The sequence below is a fragment of the Rossellomorea sp. ABR4_012 genome (assembly GCF_056159545.1).
The window spans coordinates 121,623-148,206 of the sequence record NZ_JBSWVK010000003.1; the positions used below are offsets into that span (position 1 = coordinate 121,623).

Here is a 26,584-nt window from a genome sequence, read left to right on the forward strand (position 1 = left end):
GAAAAATAACTATTATGAGGTGAAATGACAATGATTACAAGTGTAATGGGTATTATTGGTGTCTGTGCTTTAGGAATAGGAACATCTTCAGCTCTTAATTTCTTCCACGACTTTGAATTCAAATTTAAACAAAAGGGTGATAAAAATGTCAGTAATGCAGGTCAATCTTTGCGTGAAAGAGCAAAAGGATTATCTTAATTATAACCTGTCATCCTTCAAGGTAAATGCAATAAATTTTCCAATCAAAATATGGGAAGAGGAGGTGAAACTACTTTCCCCCAAGGAAAGGAAAGCAAATCTAAAGTTGGTAAAATCATTCATAGCAAGCACGATCAGTTTTCTGAGCCTATCATCAAAATCAATGGCTGCACCATCAACTCAAGGAGCAATCAATCCAATGTCAATAGGAGGAATACCACCGGAAATTTTAGAGCCTCTTGTTCAACTATTAGCAACAGCATTGGGACTGTCAGTAGCTTTAGCAATGATACTTATGATGAGTGCAGGGGTAATGAGGATGTTCAGGCAGAAGGAAAAAGCAGTAAAGTGGAATACAGACATTATCAAAGGGCTTCTGCAAACGCTCATCAGCATTCCAGTGATTTATTTGCTGTACTTCGCAGTAGTCTCAATTCTCGGAAACTTTTCGATTTTCAGCAAACCATTCTAGCCTTCTTCAAGAAAATAAGAATACCATTTACTGCAGTCTCATCTAGTTTCCTATTTGCTAACATATCACATGCACAGTCGTTCATTGAAAGGGGTGATGTATCAAAGGGTAAATTTTCAAGTGAGCAATATGGTGATCAGAGCACATGGGAGAAATTAAGTAATGCTGCAGACTCTTTCATGGAGATTATCAATTGGTTTAAGAACTTTGGTGAGAACATTGCAGAGTTATCCGTAGAACTATTCAGCAAAGTGTTCGAGTTAATCACATTCTTAATGCTACAAACACCTTCAGTCATTTTCAGTGGAGAGTATGTATCCAAAATTATCCCATCTTTCTCACTAATCTCAGTATCTATAATTATTCTAGCCACTATCTATGAAAGCATTATGATGATGCTCAGAAAGAAGCATACGAAGGGAGAGGATATTCTAAAAAGGATTCCAATAGCAGTAGGAGTAGCGGGGATCGCACCATTCTTATTTGAAAAAGGATTTAAAATGCTAAATAAACTAACAGTTGGTATCACGAAAATCTCAGGGGGTGTATTTGATCCTAACTTCCTTAAAGGAATAGCGAATGCAGGATTCATTGACTCACTCGGACTGTTAGCTTTTGATGTGGCACTAGTTGTATTAGCAGTACCTCTAATAATGCAGAACGCTAGGAGATGGTGGGATTTATTTGTACTATGTTGTGTTAGCCCCCTAGCCCTCTCAGCATTCATATTTGACCGTCACAGACATCTTTATGATTCTTGGGTTACAGCAATTAAGAAGAAAGCAACCGTTCAACTAGTGTATGCAACCTTTATCTCTCTTTTGGGATTATTCATCTTTTCAACCAGACTAATAGCACCTGATATGTGGGCAATTAAATTATTGCTCGTGCTCGGAAGCCTTAATTCATTAGCTAACCCGCCCCAACTAGTAAAATCTTACATGAGGGGAGAGAATTTAGACGATAACTTTGAGAAGGTTTACAAAAAGAAGATTCCTAGTTTATCAAAATTAAACCTAATCACACATTATAAAACACACAAGAATTTAAGTCAGAAGAAAGCAGAGTTAAGACAAAAGAAAGGTAGAAGATTTGTAGATGATCTATTGTAGGGAGGAAGTGAGATGACATTAAGTAGAATTATCAATAAGACACCATTGAAGAATGAGTTAAACAACTCTTACGAAGTTGAAAACATTTCAGCAGACATTTTAAAAAACATTCTTCAATCAAGGTTTATCTCAGAGGGAGTGTATTCATTAGAACAATTACACCTAACTGATTACAGTGAATACAGTTTACACACTCCTTCATTTGATAAATTTAACTTTATTCAAAGAAACACTGATCTCACATTCACAGGGGAAGAAGTCAGAGAGATGCAAGTATTAGAATTGGAACTAGTCAAACCATCATTCATGCCACTGGATGTAAAACAACATGTAAATTTACTTGAAGCAATTGAATCTTATACTCATTGTCCGATTTTTACTCAGGTGTTAATCTCTAAGCGTCAAGACAATTGGAGAGAAAATGCTATTGATATGTATGAGCAGTATTTAAGGGGTGATGATTTACCATCAGATATTCAGAGTGTGCGAAAAGTTCAGGATAAAATCCTTGGGGTGCTCAATAAGATAGGTAGATTTGAAATGAATAGAGATAAGATTACAGAAATGGAACAGAAGATATTGCAGCCAAACTTTAGAGTGGAGATACGATTTATTGTGTATTATGGTAAATTTCTTCAAGATTTTAGTGATTTTTTAAGAAAAAAAGTCAAAAACTTAACATTTTTTAATGAAATTACGATAAATAGGTGCAATAAAAGGGAAGTTTTGAAGCTAATTAAGGATAGGGAGTTTAAAACTTCATCTGTTAATCAATTGTTTTCTGATCAAGAGTTATTCTCTTTGCTTACAAATAAGACGATTCAACCTACTCAAGAGGTAATTGTACCAACAGTCAAGTCAGTATCTCAAAATAAACCCACTTCATCTACATTTACTAATACTTCTCACACTCTACTTCAAGCAATCCAGCACATGCCTCAATCCAATCAAACAGATAAAGTAATTGATGAAACCATTCCAACTAAAATCAACAAAGTGTTTCAACGTGTCAATATTACAAAGAAACCACTTAAAGTATCGGAAGTCTTGCAAGGCAGCACTCTTCACAAAACACAACTAATGATTCCATCTGATATTGTCTACACTCAATTTACTAAGAAGTTAAAGGATATCCAGTCAGCTCTAGGAAGTGAAAGCGTCAGTATTGAAATGGGAGATAAACCGGATACGATTAATGTCTTTACACCACTTCAAGAAAGAGAAGTCCTATATTTCCGTAGCGTACTTGAATCAGAGGAGTTTAAAGTTTTCGCTGAAAATAACCCCCTCCCCTTTGTGATAGGTGAGAAAGCAACAGGTGGATATCAGTTTGCTTGTTTAAGTAAGTTGAGACATTTGATGATTGCTGGTGCTACCGGATCGGGAAAGAGCGTATCAGTAAACTTAATGATTATTTCCTTTATCCTAACTGTATCGCCTGATGAATTGATGCTATATCTCATTGATCCTAAAATGGTTGAGTTTTCACAGTTTGATGGATTCCCACAAGTCAAAGACATTGTTACTGATATGAGTAAGGCAGCATTAAAACTTGAGTCATTAGTGAAAGAAATGGAGAAGAGATATAAACAACTAGCATCTGCAGGTGTGAAAAATATTCAAACTTACAATGAAAAGAATCCTGATAATAAAATGCCATACATTGTGACAGTCATAGATGAGTATGCTGACTTGGTTATGGTAAATGGCTCAGTTGAGGATCACATAGTCAGACTAGGGCAGAAAGCGAGGGCTGCAGGTATACATTTGATATTGGCTACTCAAAGACCATCATCCGATATAGTAACCGGAGTAATAAAAGCAAACTTACCGTCCACTATCTGTTTTAGATTAAAGAGCCATGTAGATTATAAAACTGTATTCGGTAAAACTGTACCGTATCAATTATTAGGAAGAGGGGATGGAGTTGCTGTAATAGAAGGTCAGCATAGAGAGTTTGAACGATTCCAGTCACCGACATTGACTATTGATGAGACTGAGGAAGAACAAATATATGAAAATCTAAAACAATTATTTAAAGATGTGGAGGTGAATCATAATGAGTTGGAAGAGATTAAAACGGAAAAACCTGTTGAGAAACTTAAGAGGATACTTGCTACAAATGGAATTATGCCTATAAGCGAGATACAGAAGGAGATGGGGATTGGAATTAATGTGGTAAGTGAGTTGATGAGGGATCTTGTAGATGAGGAGTGGTTGGGTCGAGAAGGTAGGAAGTATGTGATTACTGCAGAAGAAGATGAATTAAATAAATGGAGGGATATAGATGAGTAAAGAATGGATCATGAATACATGGGAACAAGACTGGGATAATGAGCATATGTATTATAAAGTCCGTAGGGATGGGACGTTGGTTAAGATTAATTTAGAGACAGGTGATATATTTAAATATCGAGTTGAGGAAGTAGTGCATTGATATGTGCTGCTTTTCTTTTTTGTTTGGATATGGTTATTTATTAAATAGGATAGCAAATTAAGCGATTGGAGGAGTTTCGAGTATAAAGTGTAAGGGAAGGGCTAGATGCGATAATTTTACGTTTAAATTTAAGAATAGGAAAATATAAAATAAATTAAAATTAGGTATTGTATTATTATAAATAAGTTGATATGATAATAATTGTAAACTGAATTACAAAGGAGGTGTGGAGTTGGATAAAGGAATGGAGTTGAAGATTAAGAGAATTATGTTAGGTATTGAAGCAAGAGCAATAGCAAAATATCTAGGCGTATCAAAAACGTATATTTCTCTTATGGAAAGTGGTAAGCGAAGAATATCAGATGATCTTTTACATAGATGGAGTGAGTACTTAGGTGTCAATTAAAGTAAATTAAAAATGAGGAGTGAAGGAATGGAAGATAATCAAATTGAAATCAATGTCACTGTAAATATGGAAATGTACTATGACGAGTCGAGTATGTTCGGAGTATATTCTCTTGTAGCAAACAATAAAGAGGATACTATCTACAACAGAGTACCAAAGAACAAGTACGGCACATTTGTGGTTAATGGTAGCATACCAAAATTAATGAAGGGTAAAGACTACGATATTATCATTGAACCTTCTGAACATAAAAAGTACGGGAGAGGTTTCTCATTTGTTGCAGTAAAAGGTAGTAAGCCAGAAACTATTGAAGAGCAGCAGTCTTACATTAGAGCTATGCTCACTGAACGCCAAGCAGAATCCATTCTTGAAGTTTATCCTAACCATAAGATCCTTGACATGATGAAGAATGATGAGTTTGATTATTCTAAGGTAAAAGGTATTGCAGAGAAGACTTACAATAATATTAAATCTTACCTCATGAAGAATATGGATATTCAAGAAGCCATTGTGGAACTGAGTAAGCTTGGAGTTAAATTTAAGGCAATGAAGAAATTAATTGATAATTTTGGTTCTGCAAGTTTAGTAGTCCAGAAGATTAAAGACAATATATACAATCTATGTCACGCTGACGGGTTCGGCTTCAAGAAGGTTGATGAATACGCTCTTAATCGTGGAGATAGTAAAACGAATAAAAATAGGATTCAGGCATCAATCAAATACATACTTGAGCAAGATGCAGTATCCGGTCACTCTTGGATGACTATTAATGCATTGGAGAATGAAATGTTTGAATTATTGCAGATTGAATCAAAGCATATTGAAGAAGGGCTTGACTTAGCCAAAGAAGATTCCATGTTTTACTTTGACGAAGAAAGAGTAGCGTTGAAGAAAAACTATAACATTGAAAAGAATGTGTTAAAAAAGTTAAATAAACTAATCAGTCACGATGTTAAAACAAAAGAGGTCAATCCAACTAAGGCAATAGCAGACTTAGAGGAAGAATTATCTGTTTCTTACACAGATGAGCAAAAGAATGCTATCAAGATGGCTATTGAAAATAATGTATTAATCCTCAATGGTAAAGGTGGTACGGGAAAATCATTTACAGTTAAGGCTATCCTTAATGCATTGAGTGATTACAAGTATTGTTGTTGTGCTCTATCAGGTAAAGCGAGTAAGATTCTTGCTGATCATGGATTAGTATCAATGACGATCCATCGTATGCTTGGGATTGATAAAGATGGATTCAAGTACAATGTGAAGAATCGTTTACCTTATGACATTATTATTCTTGATGAAGCATCAATGGTAAATGGAATGTTGTTCAATGCGTTACTCACAGCAATTAAAGATGATGGAAAGATTATTATCGTAGGGGATGTGGGTCAACTTTCACCTATTGGATGCAGTAATATTTTTTATGACTTACTCAAATCTCAAAAACTACCTCAACAAGAATTAACCATTGTTCACCGACAGGCTCAGAAATCAGGTATCCTTTCCACAGCAAATATGATTAGGGATGGGAAACAGGTTAACGGTAGATACAACTTTGAGAATCAGGTTTATGGTGAATTGAGAGATATGGTACTGATGCCTGTTCAGAATAAGGAAAACCTATTTGATTTGGTAGTTGAAATCTGTGAGAAGTACAAGGGGAAAAATTATTTGGATTTCCAAGTGATAACCGGATTGAAGGATAGAGGTGATGTATCTGTACAGAAATTGAATTTAGCCTTGCAGAAAATATTCAATCCTCATTACCATACTAAAGAAATGATTAAGATTGGAAGGTATGAATTCAAACTCGGAGACAAGGTAATCCAGAATGGGAATAATTACGAAGCTGGAGAGTTTGGAAATGTATCTGTATTCAATGGGACACTTGGAGTAATTAAGAAATTACAATTGGATAAGTCCGATAAGAAGCTACATAAAGTATGGATTGACTTTGATGGTATTGATGAACAAGTATTATACACCAAAGAGGATCTTGCTAAAACTGAATTGGCATATGCGATTACATGTCACAGATCTCAAGGAAGTACGATTCCTCACGTATTGTTTGTATTTGATTATGCGAGTTATATGTTGCTTTCAAAAGAATTTGTATATACGGGGATCACACGTAGTTCAAAAGGATGTGTAATGCTTTGTGAGAATGCTGCGTTACACCATGCAATCCAGACTAGTCATAGTGACAAGAGGAGAACATTCCTTTATGACATGATTATGAGTGGTGATAATGAGGAATCATGAGTGTGCTGAGTGAACAATTACAATATTATGAGAAAGAGAATAAAGTATTTATGCCGAATGAAATATTTAATGATCTGAAACCATTGCATAGTAAGGGCAGCTCACATGTTGCCTTTGCTTATTCTTTTTATTATTTGATCAGTTGGCTATTCAGATACTGTAAATATGACAAGGTAAATGCTGATATGGGATTCATTAAACAAGTGTTGGGATACAACAAGGATTATAAGAAACTGAATTACCTGACTAAGAAAAATGGATTGCTGGATGAGATGGGATATACATTAACCAGTACGGATTATCCGATTGCTTGGAATATGGAGGAAGGATTAGAGTTTATATATTTGAGTGAATTGGATTCTGATTCGCAGAAGATATTAAGAGATGCTAAAGGGAGAAACTTTAAGATTAAATATCCGGTTAAAGGATTATGGAGAAGTGGGGAGTCTGCAGATGTGGGGTATGAAGATGGAACATTCTTTGAAGTAGATCATACGCATATGATTCCATTTGAAGTGTTTATTAAATGTATGGAAAATGGATTAGGTGTGACAGGATTCTATTTATACAGTTATCTGAGTTATAGATGCCAGTGGTTTGAGGAGTTTAACTCTAGTGTGGAGAGATTGGGTGAGGATATAGGATTTAGTGTGAAGACAACTGAGAGAGTGGTAAGTAAGTTAATTGGGAGTGGATTGGTTGATTATAAGGTGAATGATTGCAGGAAGATTGATGGCAAATATATGAGGAAAGCTAATACATATTTAATGAAAAGTTAAACTGTAACCTTTTGACGGGATTAAAGAATATAATTATATATAACTAATAAATATAAAATAAAGTAATATTAATTATTAGTTAACTGTATTGTTATAATACCGTCAGAATATCACCTTTTACAAAATCTATATTTAAGGGGAGTTATATGATGCTAAAAAACATTTATCTCAAGGGAGACATTTCACCTAGAATGAATAATGAAGTTATAGATTCAATTTTTAATTGCAGAAGTATAAATAGTGCAGCTCAAAAAGTATTTGCTTACTGCTATTTAGGAGTTATTTCTTATTTACACACAAACAATAAATATATTCATCACGACATCAGCGTACAAGACATTAAAGGTTATTTGGGTTACGCTCCATTATACAAAAAGGTTGACTATATCATAAAAAAGAATGGAGTGCTTTATAATTTAGGATATGTAGAAGACGTTGTAAACCCAACTCACAATAGGAAAAACAGAATAAAAATTTCTCAATGTTTGGACGAGATAAAAGAGTGTCACACATTTAACTTAAAACTGTACTTTAGATGTATTACTGACAGCGAATTAGGATTAACAGGATTTTTCATACTAAACTACATTAAAGAATTTACCAATGATTATGTTTATGGGGGATGGGGTTCTTTAATTGATCTATCTAAACTTACTGGTATCCCTAAAGAAACATTGAGAAGATATTTAGTTTTGCTTTCCGAGAAAGAATTATTAGAAAGTGAAGATTTAGGATCGAGAAATGTAAATGAATTAAACTTATATATTAGAGGTAAGTTAGGTGAGTGGAAGAACGACAGCCTTAAAAATCACAATCAAAAATGCTTCATATCAGGAGAGGAGGGTAATCTGTATGTGCACCATCCTTATTCATTTAGTGAAATAAGAGATCAGGTATTAAAGATATTGGATATTAAGGTAAAACCATTCCAAGAATATACAGAAGTAGAATTGAACTCAATTAACATGTTAATCTTAAATTATCATAAACTCATATCAGGAGTACCTTTAACGAAAACTATCCATAATGAACTACATCAACGATATGGAGATTCACCAACATTTTATGATTTAATTGAATATAAACATGAATATTTACAGGGTAGTTTATAATGAGCTGCCTTTTTTATTTTGGATGGAAAATATGCCCCTGTGGGTTAATAGGTAGTAAAGAATTGAGAAAAATAGGTTAAAAATGTGTGTGTCGTAAGTGAATGATCAAGTGTGAGGAATAGGATTATTATGGCTTAATCGCTTGATATGAGTGGATTAGAGGGTGATTAAGGGGTAAGTATAGGGAGAATAGTGGATTGGGTGATTTGTGCTGTCGTTGGATAGGTGGGAGATACGGGGGAATTGAGATTAGGAATGGATGGATGAGGGAGAAATGTAGATGTGGTAAGGGATTGAGGGTTGTTTGAGTTGGATTGGTTAGGGCTGAATAGGGTAGGATGTGAGTGATCAGAGTATATGGTGTCGTAGGAATGTTGATATAGAGGGATTTGTTTGGGAATGGAGAGGAAAATAGGATGAAAATATGGGTGATATGACCAGTTTTAGGGGAGGGTGATAGGTGAATGGGAAATGAGGAATGTAGTGATATCAAGGATTGTTATCGGATTGCTTCGATGACACTTTCGACAGCGTGAGAGGGAAAAACTATCGAATATAAGTGCTATCGCCAAAATTCAGTATTCGGTGCATCTCCCAATGTGCTACGGGTCATACAGAAAACCGTAATTTTTATGTGGATTTTAATCATCCCCCCACTCTTCATATACCTTCTTAACCTGTAAAGAAGATTCATTCGGTGGACGTTGTCAGATTAAGCCTATTATTCATCACATTTGCAGCCACAACCTACAATAAAAACAAGTTTTCATCCTGATCAATCCATATTCACCGTACAAGCAGCACCAGACGAGCCAATACCACTACTATCTAACTTGTATATACAAATCGCAATATATAACAGGCGACAAATATTGCAAGTGTTCTATTGTATTAGTACACATAATACAGTTATATCATAATTAAAACTTATCGTCACTCATAGTATTTTCTTATCACTCTGTACTAGTATTTATTCATCAATCTGTACCATAACTGTACTATTATTCCTGTATCAACTGTATTACTCACTTATCATCCAACTGTTATACTCTGTATCAATACATTAATTTATCTCATATTGTTCTCATACTCTACACTATCCACTGGATCACCTACATATTATCTGTACTATACTGTTATACTATAATTATATCTATCTGTATTAGTCTGTATTATACTGTACTAATCACCTTAGCTTTCCATTGTCCACTCAATCAATCTAACAGTAAAATTAGTCCTAAACTTTTTCATCTAATTTATTATAAATAACTTGATGTATATACTTAACCTATGTTATAATAAGTTATAAGCTAATAAAGGTTAAGCAATAAGCCAAACAAATACATCTGAAAGGTTGCTAGTCACTATGTCAACATTCAAACAAGATAACGATATGATGATCAAGAAGTATCAAAAGGAAATCCGAAAACATAAGAAACAAATTAAAGCTAACTTGCATACTGTATCTGTATTATCTAACTTCCCTGATGAATTCAGCAAAGAAGACTTAATGAAGTATAGAAACGATAATAAGTTGCTACAAGATAGAATAGAAGATGTGACCATTCTAATTAATGGACTTAAACGTCTAGCATAATCCCAATTTGAAAGGATCTGATAACCATGATCAAAACTCAATCATCAACCCATAACCAAACTTTACAAACAATCTCAAACCTAATCAACCAACACCAACAACACGACATTATCCATGATCTACGCTACATTAAGCACCAATTAAGAAACCAATATATCACACCAGATAACGCTATAAACTCCACTCAAATCATCCTAGACGCTTACGGAATCAATCAAACGGTATCATATTAATATAAATAACTGAATTAATAAACTAAATCACAAAGGAGTTATCCAAAATGACAACTATCACACTTGATCTAAATTTATCTAAAATTCCTCATACTGGTACACATGAGCAGCGACAATATCAAGCCTTTAAGATTAACTATACAAAGGGTAAACGTGCATATATTACACTAATTAAAGACGGCTACAATCTCTGTACAGTAGCTAAACTAATGCAATTCAAAGAAGGTAACGTTTTATTGTCATTCGGTAAAGATAAAATTAATATTGGCTCATACACTGAGCAATAAAGGAGACTAAACCAATGAATCCATTAAACCTAAAATCCCTATTCATTCACCAGCTACCAACAGAATTACAATATCAAATTAAACACGATATTACCAACTCATTACAATCTCTAAGCCTTTCACCTTCTGAACTATCTGAACATATCCAACAGGCTCTATATTCACGCTTATCTGATCTAGATGACTTAATCAACGTTAATAAGTACCTAACTATCTAAACTTAATCTAATACCATCCAGCAACCTATAAACACTAAATAAACCAATAAAAGGAGCTTATACAATGACTTACAAACTAACTAACCTACTTCTATCTAATATCTACATAATCCTAGCAGCTATCTTGTTTTCACTCTTTCCGGTTGCTTTTGTCTTAATGTCCATTTAAACTATATCCATATACTCTAGGAGGCTTTCAAATGAATCAAACTAAAACTAACCTATCCACTGAACAAATCAACGCAATTAAAAAGGCGTACAAAGATTCTAATAACCGTATGCATGGGACAGCAGATCAAAATACTATATGTCAATCAATCGGACAATTAGAAACATTAGATTTTATGATTGAGTTACTGGGACTAGATAAGAAAGAAATTACAAAAGGTTTAACAAATCATTTTTAAGTCATCTTATAGATGGCTTTTCTTTTTGTCTTGATCAATTATAAAAACTTCCCACAATACAAAAATAATCCTTTACATTAACTTATTTATAATATATAATCTGTTTATAAGCTTCATACATTCAACAAAAAATAACTTTCCTAAAGGGGACTTGATCAAAATGAACAATATTCAAGCAGTTAAAACAAATATCATTAACCTATCCAATGAGCCTGTATACCACTTTCACACAAATCCATTATCCAGCCTTGACTATGCTCGCAACTTATCATCTGAATACTGGGCATCTTCAAAGGTAAATGATCGGTTTAACGCTTACCTTTCAAAATTAATCACTGCAGCCATTTTAACACCTGTTTATGACATTCAAGATAATAACTACCGTGAAGCTCTTTACAACTTCTCAGACGGTACACAAATTAGTTTTGATGGTATGGATCACATGAGTTTAAATATTGAATACTGTTATTAATCTTGATCACTAGTCATCCTCAATGGATGGCTTTTTATTTTAAATAATTTAATATCGACTATTGAAATTTAAGGGAATACTGTATATAATATATAAAGAGGGGATAAATCTGTCCTTTTCTGTAATAAACTATAATTATATTAGTCTGAAGGAGGTTACATATGATATCAAATAAAGATTTATTTTACTGTTATGATTTAGGTTTAGCGAATCATCTTAGAGACAGGAAACAACCTTTTCTAACCGTTGCAATGAATAAAGATACTAAAAGAGTATTTACTCAGTTTATCCGCACATCATCTATTGATCAACACATAAAAGAATATCAACGATCTAACCGCAAATAATAAGCAACCAATAATAAGCAAAGGAGAATATTCAAATGCATACATCTAATATTTCCACTGGACAAATATTTAAAAACTATAAAGAACTTTGTGCAGCTTTATCAGAACCTTTAAAAACAGGTAACGCAAAGAAAGCACAACTAAAAGAATGGGAAAGATATTTCAAGCATGAAAAGAACGGATATAAATTTATAATTACACATATCTATAATATTCCTTTACCTGAGAATCACAACAAGACAAAATATATTTCTACAATTGAAAAGCTGATTATAGATAAAATCATGAAATCTGATCAAGTGGGAAGAGTATTTATATCTAAGTCTGAATTACTTAAAGAATTGAAGATGATTAATCAAAATTATACAATTGCTAAATATAAACAATTAAGACTTGCAAAGCATATGAATATTACATTAGAAGAAATTGAAGATTTTTATTTAACATCTGACAGCCTATTGAAAAGGAATATAGAATCAGCTTTAAATAGTTTACGCAATCAGTCATTGATATTCTGGACAAATGCAATTACTCTTTGTATTGTAAATACTCATGCTCAAGTTAATATAAATAATCAAATTAAGGCTAATAAACATGAATCTATAAATGAATATGGGGAAGAAGAAGTTGATTTTTCTGTAACTCAACCAGTGGCATATAGAGAATACAGGAAAGCTAATAAAGATGAAGTTAGATTAATATTGAAGATTGAGCGGCAGACACTTGATAAATACGAATGTGAATCAATTACTGATATATTTAAAAGAGGATTATCTAAGCGATATTATAAAGATGTCAGGGATCAACTCTTTGACGTATCAAATATATTTTTCTATTTTAACTCTTATGAAATCCTAGCCAATGAAGAACATTTATTAGAAAAATGGGATGAACTTACTCATTTTCAAATGGAGCTAGATGAATGTGAAGAAGAAAAAGACAAATTAAATAAAGATGTTGTTAATAGGATTAATGAAAACACTGATAAACGTCACAATAGGTCAATTGATAGTTATATTATGGGTAATGATGATAAAAGGACTCTAATGAGATCAGATAAGAAATATATTATTAATAGTAACAAGTTAACTGAAACGTTAATATATAAAGATGCTGAATCAATCAGGGAATCATTAGAAAATATGTAATATAAAATGTTGTCCATATCTTTCAATATAATATAAATATACTAATATATAGAAACTTATGGACAACAAATTATAAATAACTAAATGTAATCATATTATTATAATTAAAGTTCAAAAGACAGGCTTGTCAGCCCACTTCCCAAGATCGGGGAAGTTCCTCGACCGTTTTTTCAAGAAGACCACTTGAAAAAAGCGATATATTATTCTTTATGTTCATTATTCACTCAAGCAGCCTAACCAATAAAGGTTGCTTTTTCTTTTCTCCTCATATTATTACTTTAGGATGGGGACAAAACTAATTTCAATAATCATCATTTATTTTCAATTTACCTATTTACATTAATTTATTTATAGTATATAATCTATATTATAGAAGTTAAACAAATACTAACTAATTGGAGTGATTGGGAATGAAAACATTAAACATTGATATCAGAAACGTTGTATCTTACATCCATCAACAATGGGACGGAGAAGGGACTTTTAATAAACACCTAAACAAGAAGAAAACAAAAGAATTTATTCTCACTACTATCCAAAACATTATGCAAGTATCTTTTGATAATGCAGATTGGAAGATCAGCAATAAGGATAGGGAATTAAAAATAATTATTGAATGGGACGAAAAGGAAAATGTAAACGTTTGGAACAAAGAAATGAATGATAAGCTTAAAGAAGCAACTCACAATCTAATACAGAAAGATATTATGGGATATGTTTCATAAAGATCAGTCTTCTGGCTGATCCTTTCTTTCTCTAATTCACAATAAAAGACATATTTCAATCCCATTTGAAAAAGTGTAAAATTTCACTAATAAATTATATAAAATAAGTTGATATTTATTGAGTATTAGCATATAATAGTAAATAAGAAGAGCAAGACAAAAACGGATCACTGACCTATAATAAGGTTAGCAAATAATGGGAGGAATCGGAAATGATTATTGAAAAAAATAAGGCTCTAGAATTGTTGGAAAAATTAGTTGGTTTAGAAAATGAAGAAATTGAATTTTGTATTTCAGGAGGCATTTCTTTTGATGTAGGCTGTAGAGTAAAAGAGGTTACGGCTATGGGCTTTGATAAAGAAACAATTAGCAGCTTTGATACTATTTTCTTTAAAACCGACAAAGGAGATTTTCAAATCACACCAGCAGATTTAACTGAAATTAACTATGAGTGTAAAGAAACAATGGCAAGTATAGTGCTTTCTTTTAATGATCATTATGTTCATATTTACGAATAATTTAATCCAGTTATTACTGGATTTTCTTTTGTATAAAAGGGAATAAATGTCTTCTTTCATTCCCATATGATCAAAACCAACAAACGGAACCTAAACGCAAAAAGTCCCAATTGTTTGCGAAAATTAATCAAGAATAAATTTACAAATAATACTTTACATTAAGTTATTTATAATATATACTTAGGATAGTTAATAAATAAGTTAAATAAATGAATTGGAGATGATCAAGAATGAAAACGATCACTGTAGATTTTAAAAATTTGGTAACTGAGCTAAAACAGAAAGAAATGAATCTTTGCTTCCTGAATAACGGTAAATTATTCATTGAAGATAATCAAAATAACCTATATCAAATGGAAGTATCTAAGCAAGGATCATATCTTGACAAATTGATCAAAGACGGTAACAAAATTAACTTTCAAAAGGTGGAAAAAACTATTAGTGATAAAATTGAAAGCTGGAGAAAAGAATTATGGAGTGTTTTAGAAGTTGAAAACTTCATGGAAAGGAATTCTATTTTCAGCTAATATCTAAATGAAATTACCATTTTGAACAAAAATAAATTAATCTAATTGGAGGAAAAGAAAATGAAATTAAAAGATACAAAAACACTTAGATTTAATGGTACAGAATTAACAAAGGAAACAATCCAAAAAACTTTAAAATGGTTTTATGATAATGCTCTAGGATGTATTGAAGAAGTTAAATCCGGTAAAGTAAAGGTCAATGATCCTGAGTCCTATTTTAAATGGAGGACTGAGCAGGCGAACGAATATAAAGAAGGAAATATTGATATTTCTGTAACTTTTCTACAACGTGCCTATTATATACAAACTGGTGAAAGTGTAGCGTTATTATCTTAAATATTTGAATAAATTCTCAATTTGATCGTGATTTAATCCTTACAAAGCTAGATAATTATAAATAAACTAATCATACTAAACATAAATGATTATCTAGCTCATGGAATGATTAAATAATCCTTTGGAGGTTTTAAGATGGAATTCATTAATTTTAATACTATTCCTTATTCAGAAAGACCGGAAACATATGTTAAACTTTCTTATTGTTTCGGATATGATCAGGAAGGAAATTACGGCAGAAGTAACACAGCTCATGCCTACATCATGCAGAATGGCGAATGTATAGAAAGTAAATTCAACTATGCTAATGAAACAAAAGAAACAGCAATTAAACAGGCTGAAAGGCTAGGATTAAATTTCATTTTAGTGAGTCATGAATAACCTAAATTAATTAACTGGAGGGTTTCACAATGAAAAGAATCGTAATTTATGAAAACAAAGTAAATAACCTGTTAGACATTCATTATAATGAGCTTAATAATGAGGATAGTTTTGAACAGTATGACGGTTTAAGATTTATGGAAGCTTCAAACAAAATTGATGAATTAATAAATAATCACAATATGCAGCCGGATCATCGTATAATTAATTATTATTTCGATAAAGACAGCAACCTAGAACAAATTGAGAAAATGACGATAAGCGAATATCTGGAATATCAATAACTGATCAACTTAGAGGAGATTATAAAAAAATCTTCTCTTTTTTCATTTATTTTATATTTTGGGGTTGCATTACATTAATTTATTTTATATAATAGTATCAGAAGCAACAAACAAAACAAATTAAAGGGAGATGTTTTAAATGACTGCAATCATGAAATTAAATGAAGAATTAAACGGGATCGAATTATACTTTGATGGTAAGCCACAACAATCTATTTTAACGGATCTAAAATCAAATGGTTTCCGCTGGTCTGGTTATAAAAAATGCTGGTATTCTAAACAGTCTGAGAAAGCCCACAAGATCGCTTTAAGCCTTGTAGAAGGTAAGGAAGTAGAAACGGTAACAAGTGAATCAGGATCAACTAAAAAGCAATCTAAAACGGTAAAGAAAGAGGCTCTAAGCCTTTGGAATGCTTGCCAATTTAATAACATTGAAGTAAGTCAAAAAGTAAAAGATCAGGACTGTAAGGAGATTGCAAAGGAAATCCGCTCACACATTAGAAAGAGGTTTCCACAATGCAAGTTTTCTGTAAGGGTTCCTTACTATGGAAGAATTAGTTTTGATATTAAATCTAGTCCATTTGAAAAAGGATCAACATACCTAAATCACATTTTAGGATATTGTAAAAACCTTTTAGACGCTTATAAACATTGTTACAGTCCTTCAGATTCTATGACTGACTATGCTGGAGTTTATAATTTTACTGGATGGGCTGAAATCTCATGGGAATATGAGCAAACAGAAGCAACAGAACAAGATAAAAAGGATATGAAAGAATTTGAAGTTAAATTATCTGAATGGAAAGCAGCAGAAGAGGAAAAAAAGGCTCAAGAATTCCAACAGTGGGAGTTAGAAAGAGAAATTCAAGCCAATGAATATAAGAAACAACAGGAAGAAGCAAAGCAACAAAAAGAAAGTATACTTAACAGCGTTACAGTAAATGAGTTAGAAGAAGATAACCAGTATTACGTTTTAGGCTCTGAATTTGCTAACTTAAACAAAAATAATACATTAGAAGAATATAAAGAAGAAGTTTTAAAAGGTAAATACTCTTTAGAAGATGTTAAAATAACTAAGGAAATTCATTTCAATGATCAAGAATCATTAACAAACTTCTCCAATATGCTTTTAACTGACTTTGACTTTTTAGCGGGTACTGGTGGCAGCTTTACAGAAGATAACCGTTTAAACTCAATGACTGACTTTCACAATATGGAAGAGGAAGAAAGAAACACGGTTAAATGGTATCTGAAAGGTGTAGCGGTTTATTTCAACGGTAAATTACAATTTATTGTTGATGCTCAAGGGCATAACTACGCAAGATATATCGGTCTTTGCTCCAATGCAAAAGTTGAAAAGTCTATAACAGTTGATCCAGTTTTAAGCGGGGAAGAATTAGAGGAATTACAGTATCAGGCAGCTATTTTGGAAGATACTTCTGCAGAAGTTATTGACGAGTTAAACATCCGTAAAACATGGAAAAATGAAAACTGGAACGATTATAAAAATGCCTTTAAAGATAAAATAAATCAATTTAACATTGTGATTAACAAGAAAGTTATTCAACAATTAGACATTGAAGAATTGAAAACGGCAATGTACAGACTTCTGCAGGAAGTTGACGGGATTCAGGATCAATTTGCAAAGGCAGACATTAAAGAAGGGGAAAAGGTTACACTATTCTATATTTCAGACTGGGGAAGCATTGTCACCAATAGAATAACGTTTAATAGTGCGGTTAATTCCTCCTATGCTCAATATGACAATGCGTTGAAAGTCACCTTTACACCTGAGAAGAAAAGGAAACTACATTATAAATATTTTTACTCTACATTGTTAGTGTTCAAGGGCTGGCACTCACTACCGGAAAACGTTTTACACCATGTAGAGGAAAGCAACGGAATGAGAGTAACAAGAAGTAAATTCCATTCATGCGACAATAGGCAATATGACGAGATTTTAAACTATTTCAATGATCAAGGGGTTTCACCTATTGTGAATACTTATAAACCTCAATTCTAATATAACAGCCATTTAACGGTATTGTGGGCAGTTTTAACAGGTTTCTGCATAACAAAAAACCTGAAATCTTTCTAGGAGGTTTTACAAATGTTTAAAGAGAATCCAGACTTTTACCCTACACCTAAAAACCTTATTCATAAAATGTTAAATAAAGTTGATCTAACTTCAGTAAAATCCATTCTTGAACCGTCTGCAGGTCGTGGGGATCTTGTAGAAGCTATAACAAGCAGACTGTATAACAGTAGATACCATCATAAACGGAAACAATATGACATAGACGCTATTGAGATAGACGAGAATTTACAAATGATCTTAAAAGGAAAAGGGCATAGACTAGTACACGACAATTATTTAAACTATTCTACATACAAAAAATATGATGCAATTGTCGCAAACTTCCCATTTAGTCAAGGTGAACACCATTTAAAAAAGGCTATTGAAATGCAGGAAGCTAATGGAGGGCAGTTGGTTTGTCTTGTTAATGCTGAGACAATCAGAAACCCATATACAAATGTAAGAAAAGAAATTATTCAGAAACTAGATAAATATAATGCTGATGTAGATTTTATTGATAATGCTTTTTCAAATTCAGAACGGTCTACAGGTGTAACAGTCGCATTAATTTATATATCTTTTCCTAAAATTGATCATAACAGCGTGATCATTAACGAGCTGAAACAAGATGAATCCCACAAAGTTAATGAAAACCATCATTGTCAGGCTCTTATTAATTCAGATTTCATAACCGGAATTGTTGAACAATACAATTATGAAGTTAAAGCAGGGTTAAAGCTCATAAATGAGTATAACAGCCTTAAGCCTCTCATGCTGAGAAGTTTTAAAGATGACGATAGACCAGTATTAAAATTAGGCTTAGAGTATGAAGACAAAGACGGAAGCAGCCTAGAAAACGCTTATATTAAACAGATCCGGTCAAAATATTGGAGTGCTCTATTCAGTAACGATCAGTTTATGGGGTTGTTTACAAGTAACCTAAAACAAAAATATATGCAGCACGTAGAAGAATTAAAGGACTATGACTTTTCTTTCTATAACATTTATACTTTACGAATTCAGTTAAATAAAGAAATGATCCAAGGGGTAGAGGATACTATTTTAAATTTATTCGAGGAATTCAGTTATAAACATTATTATGATGAATCCTCAAAGAATGTACACATGTACAACGGCTGGAAAACGAATAAAGCCTATAAGATCAATAAGAAAGTTATCATTCCTCTAGATGGGTTTAATGGCTGGTTTGATAAGCATTACAGACCAACAGAATATAAAGTATTAGATAAGTTAAAAGACATTGAAAAGGTATTTAATTACTTAGATGATGGATCAACGGAAAATATAGACATTGAACAAACTTTGAAAATGGCTGAACATTATCAGGAAAGCAGGAAGATAGATTTAAAATACTTCTATGTAACTTTTTATAAGAAGGGTACATGTCATATTGAGTTTAAGAATGAGGACATTTTGAAGAAGTTTAATCTGTTTGGCTCACAGCGTAAAGGATGGCTACCTCCTTCATATGGTAAAGCAGCCTATAATGACATGACACAGGAAGAAAAGGCAACAATAGACGAATTTGAAGGGGAAAAGTCTTACAATGAGACAATGAAAAATAAATCATACTTTATTATGGAAACTGAGCAACTTTTGAAATTAACATCTTAAAATTGTAAATAAGTTTATATGGGATAGATGAAAAGTGTCTATCTTATATAACAGCCGCCCATTTTTCGAGCTGGCTCTTTTTCTGAAATCTATAATAACAGCAACTCATTTTTAACACTGGACAAATTCATAACTCCATAATAACAGATCGACCAAAATATCACTGACAACTTTTTCAATGTCCAATTCTTATATAACAGCCGACTCAAATTATCACTAAACAATTTTCAGAATCCTACATAACAGTCGAGCCTAAAAATCGCCAACACATTTTCGCAATCTTATATAACAGCGACCATGAAATATCACTAAGGAGTTTTCAAATGTCATCCAAGCAGCAAACAAAACTAAGTAAACAATTAGACCAAATATACACACAAAAGAAACGTCTTATAGCTACTTTAATAGGTATCAATGCACTTTTCTATACAGTAGTTATTTTGGCTTTAATATTCGATAATTAAACTATAATTAGGAGGTAATACAATGAGGGACAATAAAGAATTAATCAAAAAGTACATCTCATTAAAGAAAGAATGTGATGAAATAGGCAAAGAAGCAGGTCTTATGATGACTCATAATCTAATTGGTACTGATAAATGGAAGCAATTAGAGATTAAACTTAAACATGTTAATGACAGTATGAATTCAACTGCTAAGAGATTTATCGAAAGTTTCATTATTGAATAACCCAATGAAAGTAGAATTTTATTGTAAATAACTAAATGAAAAACGGAGCATACGAGAGTATGAGGGAGAATGGAGGAGTTTTAAAATGAGAGAAATTAAGTTTCAAGCATGGTTAGGTCATACAATGGTACAAGTGGTAAAGATGGATTTTATGAAAGATTCGAATGGAGAATACTGTGCTCCTTGGCAAGGATATTTCTTGGATGGTGAGAATAAGGGAGTGCACACTGGATTTAGAATGTCAGATGCTTCTATAAGACAATATACCGGAGTCAAAGATAAAAATGATACCGAGATATATGAAGGTGACATCGTTCATTTTATCAGACCTGATCTTCCATATGTAATTAGAGGAAACGGATATTTCGATACAGAGATAGAAGAAGGATTTCAGCTTAAGGGTGAAGTTAAATTTCTTTACGGCTGCTGGTTCATTGATGAAGGTGAAGGGAAAGGCTGCCCATTAGAATTTGAAAAAGAACAGATTTTAGAAGTAATAGGGAACGTCTATCAGAAATAGTGATAATAAGGAGGCAAAGAAATGAAGATTTACCCACATGACAAAATTGAATTCGACTATGTTAATTGGAAAGGTGTTAAGGGTCGTAGGAGGGTAGAAGTAAATGATTTTCTATTCACTTCAAACCAATATCACCCAGATCCTCAATGGCTGCTCAGTGGTTATGATTTAGACAAAGAGCAATTCAGGAACTTTGCAATGAAAGATATGTCTAATGTAAAGTTGATCAATAGATTTATTTAAAGGGAATGAAAAACAAATTTTAACGTGATTTCTAGACGAAAAATACGCAGTAAGGAGGATGGGAATGAAAATACACACTTCTAGGTCGCTATACGATAAATGGGATGAATATTATAACAAGGAAAAGGAATGGATTGAAAAACTCAAAGAAAAACAAAAGCAGACTACTGTTCCAGAAGAACAAGATTCAATCGAGCTTCAACTGAATGAGTCGTTTGTAAAAACAAATATACTTCGGGAATTTTTAGCTGATGTTGGATTGATGGCTTACGTGGAAGAAAATCGTCATAAGTGACTGCACAGCACTAGAAAAGAGAAATCACCAAATAACAACTAAAATTACAATTTTTCAATTTGTACAGACATTTATTATAAATAACTACATATAATATACTATAACTAACAAAGGGGTTGCTTATAGTATGAACAAACAATATGTAATGTCTAACATTGAAATTGTGATCTATCTGGAAACTGGTTTTCATGAGTGTGATGCAGTGGAGATGTTAGAGCCTAAAGATTTATCAGACATCCAACAAATTGCAGCTTACTTCTATGTACCTTACATCGGATTAGAAAAGAATCAGTTAATTGAGAAATTAGTCACCAGAACAATTACAGTAAATAATCGAAAAAAGGGGAGAGGGGTTAGTTAAACTCCTCTTTTTCTATAGGTGATCATGGAGTATAATTAATTTAAAATAATTAGAAAAAGATGTTAATTTTTTGTTGACTTACATTAGATTATTTTATATAATAAAGACAGATAATAAATAGTGTTACCGAGTTTACGGATTTAAGATCAATGTTACCGTAATCACGGCGAACAAAGGAGATGATTGAAATGAAATTTAACATTAATTATTATGTTAAAGTGAAGCTAACAGAAAAAGGAAAAGAAATATTATTTAATGAACACAATCGAATTGATCGACAGTTAAGAGAATCGGGAGCTAAGGGGCTAGGGACATTCATTTTAAAGATAGATAAGGATGGGTACTACAAAGACCAGCTATGGCGTATTATGAGTGTGTTCGGAGGTCATATGCACATGGGTATAGACTTACCATTTGAAACTGAAATAGAAATTGTTGAAGAGTCACGATAAAACAAGACATTTATTCAATGGGAGGTAAGCATTAATGATTATTGATGTAGCAACAAAATTCAACGTAGGTGACACAGGATACATTGATTTCTTAGATCAATATGTTCCGATTGACATTACTGGAATTGAAGTACTTGTAGATGATAAATATAATATTATCATTCAATATAGCTTCAAGCCTTACTCGGATAAAAGTATTACAGAAACAATTAGAGAAGATCTTGTTTTTCATGAAGAAGAAATTGAAAAGTCAAAGTACTAAAATAACTTAACACTAAGGAGTTAACCAAAATGAACCTAAAACCATACGCTCAACTAATCCAACATAAAACACTAACCTATGGGATTGACATCTATTGTGCAGATAAAGGAAAGAAAGGTTACATTCAAGAATTACAACAGGAATATAAAACATTTATGCAGCGTATCTATAAGAGATTGAATAAACAACATGGATTTGATCAGCAGAAATTTAAAGCATTCGTAGAACAGTCCATGACATTTTAGGAGGTGTTTTATGAACAAACTCCTGACATTTGATGAGTGGTTAGAATATCAGGATGGAGATAAGACATTAGATGTACTTAGAGAAGAGTATAAGAGGTTGGATCATTGGAAGGATAAAAGATTAAATAAATTAATCAAGATAAAATTCTGAGTTCAACTTAAAAAGGAGATGGAGAAAAAATGAGTAGAACCGGATGGGAACACGCTGATTTAGAAAGTGAAATCAGTAATACAAACATGGCTCAACTACTGGAATTATTTAAGCGTGAAAATGAAAAGTTTGTAAATAAATGTAGTGAATATGTAGAATCCCTAAGTAAATTTTCAGAAGAAGGAAAAAAGAGAATTGAAGAGGAATGTAAACTGCAGGATGAAGCTAGAATGAAAGTTGCTTTAGTAATTGCAGAAAGAATGACTGATACCAATAGAGTGCAGTATGAGGTAAGACCAAGATAAAAATTTTCATTTATTAGTTGAGGTGAGATAATGGAATTTGTAATTCAATTACTTAAAGAAAAGAAAAAGGAAATTGAAAAGGACTTTGCCGGAACTACTGATTTTGTCAAAATTCATGCTTCCAATATGATGACTGATCAAATTGATAAAGCAATTAAAACATTAGATTATGAGTATTATTGGAAACATCTTAGCGAAAAGCAGGTTTGTGATAAGTTGGGAGTAAGTAAAGTAAGATAGATATTAACTTAAAGGAGTGTCCAAAAATGAGCGATTACAAAACAGGTAACTCAGGATCACTTTACAATTATGATGACAGTATTATCACGTACAAATGTGCAGAATGTAACCAGCAGCTAAGTGATAATGAAACGTATGAAGCATATGGGAAAATTTATTGTGGAACGTGTTATCAATCTCAGTAAATGGTAAAATATGAAAAGAGGTGGAGATTTGAAAAGGAGAGAAATCGAAGGTGAAGTAATAATGTCGGTGCATACTGATGAACGCACTTACTATGTAGATTATGCAGATGTAAGTAATGAATACAATAACCTTACTGAAATCTTAGATGATGAGTTTATGGGTAAAAAAGTAAGAGTCACCATTGAAGAAGTAGAATAAAAATTATATTTCAAAGGAAGTGTTATTTTGGATAAAGAGTTAAAAGAATATTTGCATACTCCTGATTATGAACTTCTTAGTAAGTTTAAGTGGGGCAGTGATGGATCATCAGAGTTTGCAAAGTTCATGAATCTTGTAAGAAAAGAACTTTCTCCAGCTCGCCACCAAATGAGCAGGGATGAGGCTGAAAAAATTATGGATGAAATTATAGACACCTATAGTTAGTATAAAATTTGCATTTCATTAGGTGAATATTTGACACAAACTGTGACACAAGAAAAGGAGAGGTTTAAATGACAAAAATCGAAAAGCAAAAAACAAATGTTAAACAATTACTTGAACTAATTAAAGCCAACCCTGATTTGGAAATTGTACCAATGGTTGATTATGAAGTTTGTGCTAGTGATGACTTTTCTTCTTGGATGGGAAGATGGAGTGAAGCAAAGGTAGAAGAGGTTTATCACGAGGACGAACGCATCTATTTCCGTTCAGAGGATGAGGATAAAGTTGCTGAAAATATCTATGACTCATTGGAATTAGGTGACCCTAGATGGACGCACGAACACATTTCAAAACTGACTGATGAAAAGATGAAAGAGATTCCTTGGGAAAAGGTAATTGTAGTAAAAATCGTAACACCGTAATGAACTATTCGACCAAAATATGACACAAAGGAGGAGAATTTAGTTGGAAGAGAAAATGAATGTCTTATGGGTTGATTTCCGATCCGGTAAAGTAAATGAAGAAATGCTTACTTTCCCTCAAATGAGTAAAATCATGAAGTTAGAAACAAATAATGACGCACAAATTCTAGCACATGAAAATATTTATTCAAAATAAAATGTGGAGTTTATTAAGACTCAGAAAAGGAGGGTATTAAATGGATTACGTTCAACCAGATAGAATGTTTAAATATTCATTAGCTGAAATTGAAAAAACAATAAAGGAAATTGAGGACATGGATAGAAAAGGAATTGATCGCTCTAAAATGAAAAGGAAAGCTGAACATATTGCTTTTATGTCAGGAAAACTAATCAAAGAACTTGATGAATATTATGGGATCAAATAAGTTATCATTCTCAATCAGGAGATACATAAAAGTATCTCTTTTTTATTTGAATTAATTTAATAAAACTATTTACATATATCAATTTATTTTATATAATATACTCAAGAACCAAATAATTCCTATGAGGTGATAATAATGTGTCAAGCAACTCTTATCGGTAGAACTCTAAGTCACTGTGGTTATCAAGATGATCCAACTGAAGCAAACCTGAAAGAATGTTTTCTGGACTATGTAGACGGTGGTATATTCGGTGATTTAGATGTAGAGGAAGCCAAGGAGATGCTTGAAGCAGGTGAAATTACAGTAGAAGTTATCTGTAAGAATTTACTCAAATTGAAAAATCACAATTAAAGTTGTTATTTAGCAATTAATACAGGCACTTTACCTAGCTGCAGGAATAGAATGTATTAAGAAACTAACAAAGGGGATATTTAAAATGATGAAAGTTAAATATGATATTGAGTTAGACTTATATGAAATTCCAGCAGGATCAATGGTGAAAGTGTTAGGAGAGGAGAATGGATTTACGGTTATAGAATGGGGAAATAAGCAGTATTATATAAATGAATTATACTTATGTAGGGAAGTTGCTGGAGTTATTTAAAACAGTCTCAGTGGCTCATATAGGGCTACTGAGAGTATGAAGGATAAAAAAGAAAGGAGTAAATTAAATGAGAGATAATTCCAAAGGGAGGACGATCCCATATGAAGAAAATCATAAATGGATAAATGAGATTGAACACAAAAAATGCAGTATGTGTTTAAACTGGTTTCCAATGACAGATGAGAACTTCTATAAGAATAAATGCAACAAGAAAGATGGATATAGCCCATACTGTAAAACTTGTACGAATAAAAAATCTTTGAAATGGCGTAGCGAAAATCGTGAAAGATCGTACCTTCTTGATAAGAGAAGAAGAGAACGTGTTCCAGATGTGATTAAGGCTAATAGAAAACGATCATATGATAAAAATAAAGAATATGAAAGGCAATATCAAATCGAATGGGTGAAAAATAATAAAGATAGATTAGCTAAATATAGGGAAAATCGTTGAGATCATGATATAACTGAAGTAGAGTGGTTTGATTGTCTAGAATTCTTTAATAACTCCTGTGCGTACTGTGGGTTGAGTGAAGAGGATCAGATTAATCGCTATAATCAGCAATTACACAAGGAGCACGTTATTCACGACGGAAGCAACTATATTGAAAACTGTGTGCCATCATGTACAAGATGTAATACAAGTAAACATGACAGTAATTTTAATGATTGGTATAATGAGAAAAATGAAACTTATTCGAAGCGAAGGTTGAACAAAATTATTAAGTGGATGACTGAGGAGTGTTTGAAAACTTTGAATATCAAGTAAAAAGCCTACTAATTAAAGCAGGCTCTC

General features: G+C 32.4%; 44 protein-coding genes. All 44 read left to right on the forward strand.

The genetic code is table 11. The annotated features are described in order from the left end of the window. The first annotated feature begins 30 nt into the window (after positions 1 to 30). On the forward strand, positions 31 to 198 hold the full coding sequence (locus tag ACXAFV_RS13315) for a DUF7394 family protein (RefSeq protein WP_475127128.1): 168 nt from the start codon (positions 31 to 33) through the stop codon (positions 196 to 198). Further along, positions 146 to 670, forward strand: a complete 525-nt coding sequence (locus tag ACXAFV_RS13320; protein WP_475127130.1) for a hypothetical protein — start codon at positions 146 to 148, stop codon at positions 668 to 670. The genes ACXAFV_RS13315 and ACXAFV_RS13320 overlap by 53 nt, the downstream gene beginning before the upstream one ends. Before the next feature lie 179 nt (positions 671 to 849). Further along, positions 850 to 1,782 carry a hypothetical protein gene (locus tag ACXAFV_RS13325; RefSeq protein WP_475127132.1) on the forward strand — a complete coding sequence of 311 codons (933 nt, stop codon included), beginning with the start codon at positions 850 to 852 and terminating at the stop codon, positions 1,780 to 1,782. A gap of 12 nt (positions 1,783 to 1,794) precedes the next feature. Beyond that, complete coding sequence (locus tag ACXAFV_RS13330; protein ID WP_475127133.1) at positions 1,795 to 4,077, forward strand: FtsK/SpoIIIE domain-containing protein; 2,283 nt, start codon at positions 1,795 to 1,797, stop codon at positions 4,075 to 4,077. Continuing rightward, positions 4,070 to 4,219, forward strand: coding sequence for a hypothetical protein (locus ACXAFV_RS13335; RefSeq protein WP_475127135.1), 150 nt, complete (start codon positions 4,070 to 4,072; stop codon positions 4,217 to 4,219). The genes ACXAFV_RS13330 and ACXAFV_RS13335 overlap by 8 nt, the downstream gene beginning before the upstream one ends. A 232-nt stretch (positions 4,220 to 4,451) precedes the next feature. After that, positions 4,452 to 4,625, forward strand: coding sequence for a helix-turn-helix domain-containing protein (locus ACXAFV_RS13340; protein ID WP_475127137.1), 174 nt, complete (start codon positions 4,452 to 4,454; stop codon positions 4,623 to 4,625). Positions 4,626 to 4,652: 27 nt separating this feature from the next. Further along, positions 4,653 to 6,887: an AAA family ATPase gene (locus ACXAFV_RS13345; RefSeq protein WP_475127138.1), complete on the forward strand. Its 2,235-nt coding sequence runs from the start codon at positions 4,653 to 4,655 to the stop codon at positions 6,885 to 6,887. Then, on the forward strand, positions 6,884 to 7,666 hold the full coding sequence (locus tag ACXAFV_RS13350) for a hypothetical protein (RefSeq protein ID WP_475127139.1): 783 nt from the start codon (positions 6,884 to 6,886) through the stop codon (positions 7,664 to 7,666). The genes ACXAFV_RS13345 and ACXAFV_RS13350 overlap by 4 nt, the downstream gene beginning before the upstream one ends. Positions 7,667 to 7,815: 149 nt before the next feature. Then, a complete protein-coding gene (locus ACXAFV_RS13355) occupies positions 7,816 to 8,778 on the forward strand; it encodes a hypothetical protein (RefSeq protein ID WP_475127141.1) in 963 nt (320 codons plus the stop codon). A 1,366-nt stretch (positions 8,779 to 10,144) separates the two neighbouring features. Further along, a complete protein-coding gene (locus ACXAFV_RS13360; RefSeq protein ID WP_475127142.1) occupies positions 10,145 to 10,375 on the forward strand; it encodes a hypothetical protein in 231 nt (76 codons plus the stop codon). Between the two features lie 280 nt (positions 10,376 to 10,655). After that, the gene (locus ACXAFV_RS13365; RefSeq protein WP_475127144.1) at positions 10,656 to 10,895 is read left to right on the forward strand and encodes a hypothetical protein; all 240 of its coding nucleotides are present in this window, start codon (positions 10,656 to 10,658) and stop codon (positions 10,893 to 10,895) included. Between the two features lie 418 nt (positions 10,896 to 11,313). Beyond that, on the forward strand, positions 11,314 to 11,520 hold the full coding sequence (locus tag ACXAFV_RS13370; RefSeq protein WP_475127146.1) for a hypothetical protein: 207 nt from the start codon (positions 11,314 to 11,316) through the stop codon (positions 11,518 to 11,520). A gap of 160 nt (positions 11,521 to 11,680) precedes the next feature. Next, positions 11,681 to 11,992: a hypothetical protein gene (locus ACXAFV_RS13375; RefSeq protein ID WP_475127147.1), complete on the forward strand. Its 312-nt coding sequence runs from the start codon at positions 11,681 to 11,683 to the stop codon at positions 11,990 to 11,992. A gap of 161 nt (positions 11,993 to 12,153) precedes the next feature. Continuing rightward, positions 12,154 to 12,339, forward strand: a complete 186-nt coding sequence (locus ACXAFV_RS13380) for a hypothetical protein (RefSeq protein WP_475127148.1) — start codon at positions 12,154 to 12,156, stop codon at positions 12,337 to 12,339. 35 nt (positions 12,340 to 12,374) lie between these two features. Continuing rightward, positions 12,375 to 13,487: a hypothetical protein gene (locus tag ACXAFV_RS13385; protein WP_475127149.1), complete on the forward strand. Its 1,113-nt coding sequence runs from the start codon at positions 12,375 to 12,377 to the stop codon at positions 13,485 to 13,487. Between the two features lie 410 nt (positions 13,488 to 13,897). Next, positions 13,898 to 14,212 carry a hypothetical protein gene (locus ACXAFV_RS13390; protein ID WP_475127150.1) on the forward strand — a complete coding sequence of 105 codons (315 nt, stop codon included), beginning with the start codon at positions 13,898 to 13,900 and terminating at the stop codon, positions 14,210 to 14,212. A 212-nt stretch (positions 14,213 to 14,424) separates the two neighbouring features. Further along, the gene (locus ACXAFV_RS13395) at positions 14,425 to 14,730 is read left to right on the forward strand and encodes a hypothetical protein (RefSeq protein WP_475127151.1); all 306 of its coding nucleotides are present in this window, start codon (positions 14,425 to 14,427) and stop codon (positions 14,728 to 14,730) included. 230 nt (positions 14,731 to 14,960) lie between these two features. After that, complete coding sequence (locus ACXAFV_RS13400; protein ID WP_475127153.1) at positions 14,961 to 15,257, forward strand: hypothetical protein; 297 nt, start codon at positions 14,961 to 14,963, stop codon at positions 15,255 to 15,257. Between the two features lie 60 nt (positions 15,258 to 15,317). Beyond that, positions 15,318 to 15,593: a hypothetical protein gene (locus ACXAFV_RS13405; protein WP_475127155.1), complete on the forward strand. Its 276-nt coding sequence runs from the start codon at positions 15,318 to 15,320 to the stop codon at positions 15,591 to 15,593. 135 nt (positions 15,594 to 15,728) lie between these two features. Beyond that, the gene (locus tag ACXAFV_RS13410; protein ID WP_475127157.1) at positions 15,729 to 15,974 is read left to right on the forward strand and encodes a hypothetical protein; all 246 of its coding nucleotides are present in this window, start codon (positions 15,729 to 15,731) and stop codon (positions 15,972 to 15,974) included. 29 nt (positions 15,975 to 16,003) lie between these two features. Continuing rightward, positions 16,004 to 16,258, forward strand: coding sequence for a hypothetical protein (locus tag ACXAFV_RS13415; RefSeq protein ID WP_475127158.1), 255 nt, complete (start codon positions 16,004 to 16,006; stop codon positions 16,256 to 16,258). Between the two features lie 139 nt (positions 16,259 to 16,397). Next, a complete protein-coding gene (locus tag ACXAFV_RS13420; protein ID WP_475127160.1) occupies positions 16,398 to 18,281 on the forward strand; it encodes an LPD29 domain-containing protein in 1,884 nt (627 codons plus the stop codon). A gap of 87 nt (positions 18,282 to 18,368) precedes the next feature. Beyond that, positions 18,369 to 19,970: a DUF4942 domain-containing protein gene (locus ACXAFV_RS13425; protein WP_475127162.1), complete on the forward strand. Its 1,602-nt coding sequence runs from the start codon at positions 18,369 to 18,371 to the stop codon at positions 19,968 to 19,970. Between the two features lie 486 nt (positions 19,971 to 20,456). Beyond that, positions 20,457 to 20,660, forward strand: coding sequence for a hypothetical protein (locus tag ACXAFV_RS13430; protein WP_475127164.1), 204 nt, complete (start codon positions 20,457 to 20,459; stop codon positions 20,658 to 20,660). Between the two features lie 85 nt (positions 20,661 to 20,745). Continuing rightward, complete coding sequence (locus tag ACXAFV_RS13435; RefSeq protein WP_475127165.1) at positions 20,746 to 21,180, forward strand: YopX family protein; 435 nt, start codon at positions 20,746 to 20,748, stop codon at positions 21,178 to 21,180. A 21-nt stretch (positions 21,181 to 21,201) separates the two neighbouring features. Further along, positions 21,202 to 21,423 (forward strand): hypothetical protein, encoded by a 222-nt coding sequence (locus ACXAFV_RS13440; RefSeq protein WP_475127167.1) that lies wholly within the window; start codon positions 21,202 to 21,204, stop codon positions 21,421 to 21,423. A gap of 64 nt (positions 21,424 to 21,487) precedes the next feature. Continuing rightward, a complete protein-coding gene (locus ACXAFV_RS13445) occupies positions 21,488 to 21,718 on the forward strand; it encodes a hypothetical protein (RefSeq protein ID WP_475127169.1) in 231 nt (76 codons plus the stop codon). A gap of 127 nt (positions 21,719 to 21,845) precedes the next feature. After that, positions 21,846 to 22,079, forward strand: coding sequence for a hypothetical protein (locus ACXAFV_RS13450; protein ID WP_475127171.1), 234 nt, complete (start codon positions 21,846 to 21,848; stop codon positions 22,077 to 22,079). A 188-nt stretch (positions 22,080 to 22,267) separates the two neighbouring features. Beyond that, positions 22,268 to 22,531, forward strand: a complete 264-nt coding sequence (locus tag ACXAFV_RS13455) for a hypothetical protein (RefSeq protein WP_475127172.1) — start codon at positions 22,268 to 22,270, stop codon at positions 22,529 to 22,531. A gap of 34 nt (positions 22,532 to 22,565) precedes the next feature. After that, the gene (locus tag ACXAFV_RS13460) at positions 22,566 to 22,793 is read left to right on the forward strand and encodes a hypothetical protein (protein WP_475127174.1); all 228 of its coding nucleotides are present in this window, start codon (positions 22,566 to 22,568) and stop codon (positions 22,791 to 22,793) included. 29 nt (positions 22,794 to 22,822) lie between these two features. Beyond that, positions 22,823 to 23,038 (forward strand): hypothetical protein, encoded by a 216-nt coding sequence (locus ACXAFV_RS13465; RefSeq protein ID WP_475127176.1) that lies wholly within the window; start codon positions 22,823 to 22,825, stop codon positions 23,036 to 23,038. Positions 23,039 to 23,048: 10 nt separating this feature from the next. Continuing rightward, positions 23,049 to 23,189 carry a hypothetical protein gene (locus tag ACXAFV_RS13470; RefSeq protein WP_475127178.1) on the forward strand — a complete coding sequence of 47 codons (141 nt, stop codon included), beginning with the start codon at positions 23,049 to 23,051 and terminating at the stop codon, positions 23,187 to 23,189. A gap of 29 nt (positions 23,190 to 23,218) precedes the next feature. Continuing rightward, positions 23,219 to 23,494: a hypothetical protein gene (locus ACXAFV_RS13475; protein ID WP_475127179.1), complete on the forward strand. Its 276-nt coding sequence runs from the start codon at positions 23,219 to 23,221 to the stop codon at positions 23,492 to 23,494. 30 nt (positions 23,495 to 23,524) lie between these two features. Next, the gene (locus tag ACXAFV_RS13480) at positions 23,525 to 23,734 is read left to right on the forward strand and encodes a hypothetical protein (protein ID WP_475127181.1); all 210 of its coding nucleotides are present in this window, start codon (positions 23,525 to 23,527) and stop codon (positions 23,732 to 23,734) included. A 26-nt stretch (positions 23,735 to 23,760) separates the two neighbouring features. After that, positions 23,761 to 23,919 (forward strand): LIM domain-containing protein, encoded by a 159-nt coding sequence (locus tag ACXAFV_RS13485; RefSeq protein ID WP_475127183.1) that lies wholly within the window; start codon positions 23,761 to 23,763, stop codon positions 23,917 to 23,919. A 61-nt stretch (positions 23,920 to 23,980) separates the two neighbouring features. Then, positions 23,981 to 24,118 (forward strand): hypothetical protein, encoded by a 138-nt coding sequence (locus tag ACXAFV_RS13490; RefSeq protein ID WP_475127184.1) that lies wholly within the window; start codon positions 23,981 to 23,983, stop codon positions 24,116 to 24,118. Between the two features lie 27 nt (positions 24,119 to 24,145). After that, positions 24,146 to 24,343, forward strand: coding sequence for a hypothetical protein (locus ACXAFV_RS13495; protein ID WP_475127186.1), 198 nt, complete (start codon positions 24,146 to 24,148; stop codon positions 24,341 to 24,343). 68 nt (positions 24,344 to 24,411) lie between these two features. Beyond that, complete coding sequence (locus ACXAFV_RS13500; protein ID WP_475127188.1) at positions 24,412 to 24,762, forward strand: hypothetical protein; 351 nt, start codon at positions 24,412 to 24,414, stop codon at positions 24,760 to 24,762. A 43-nt stretch (positions 24,763 to 24,805) separates the two neighbouring features. Continuing rightward, positions 24,806 to 24,958 carry a hypothetical protein gene (locus tag ACXAFV_RS13505; protein ID WP_475127189.1) on the forward strand — a complete coding sequence of 51 codons (153 nt, stop codon included), beginning with the start codon at positions 24,806 to 24,808 and terminating at the stop codon, positions 24,956 to 24,958. Positions 24,959 to 24,998: 40 nt separating this feature from the next. Next, entirely contained in the window at positions 24,999 to 25,187 is a 189-nt protein-coding gene (locus ACXAFV_RS13510; protein ID WP_475127191.1) for a hypothetical protein, read from the forward strand. 135 nt (positions 25,188 to 25,322) lie between these two features. Next, on the forward strand, positions 25,323 to 25,538 hold the full coding sequence (locus ACXAFV_RS13515) for a hypothetical protein (RefSeq protein ID WP_475127193.1): 216 nt from the start codon (positions 25,323 to 25,325) through the stop codon (positions 25,536 to 25,538). 85 nt (positions 25,539 to 25,623) lie between these two features. Continuing rightward, positions 25,624 to 25,791, forward strand: coding sequence for a hypothetical protein (locus tag ACXAFV_RS13520; RefSeq protein ID WP_475127194.1), 168 nt, complete (start codon positions 25,624 to 25,626; stop codon positions 25,789 to 25,791). Positions 25,792 to 25,858: 67 nt separating this feature from the next. Continuing rightward, positions 25,859 to 26,242, forward strand: a complete 384-nt coding sequence (locus ACXAFV_RS13525; RefSeq protein ID WP_475127196.1) for a hypothetical protein — start codon at positions 25,859 to 25,861, stop codon at positions 26,240 to 26,242. A gap of 9 nt (positions 26,243 to 26,251) precedes the next feature. After that, a complete protein-coding gene (locus ACXAFV_RS13530; protein WP_475127920.1) occupies positions 26,252 to 26,557 on the forward strand; it encodes an HNH endonuclease in 306 nt (101 codons plus the stop codon). Positions 26,558 to 26,584 lie beyond the last annotated feature (27 nt).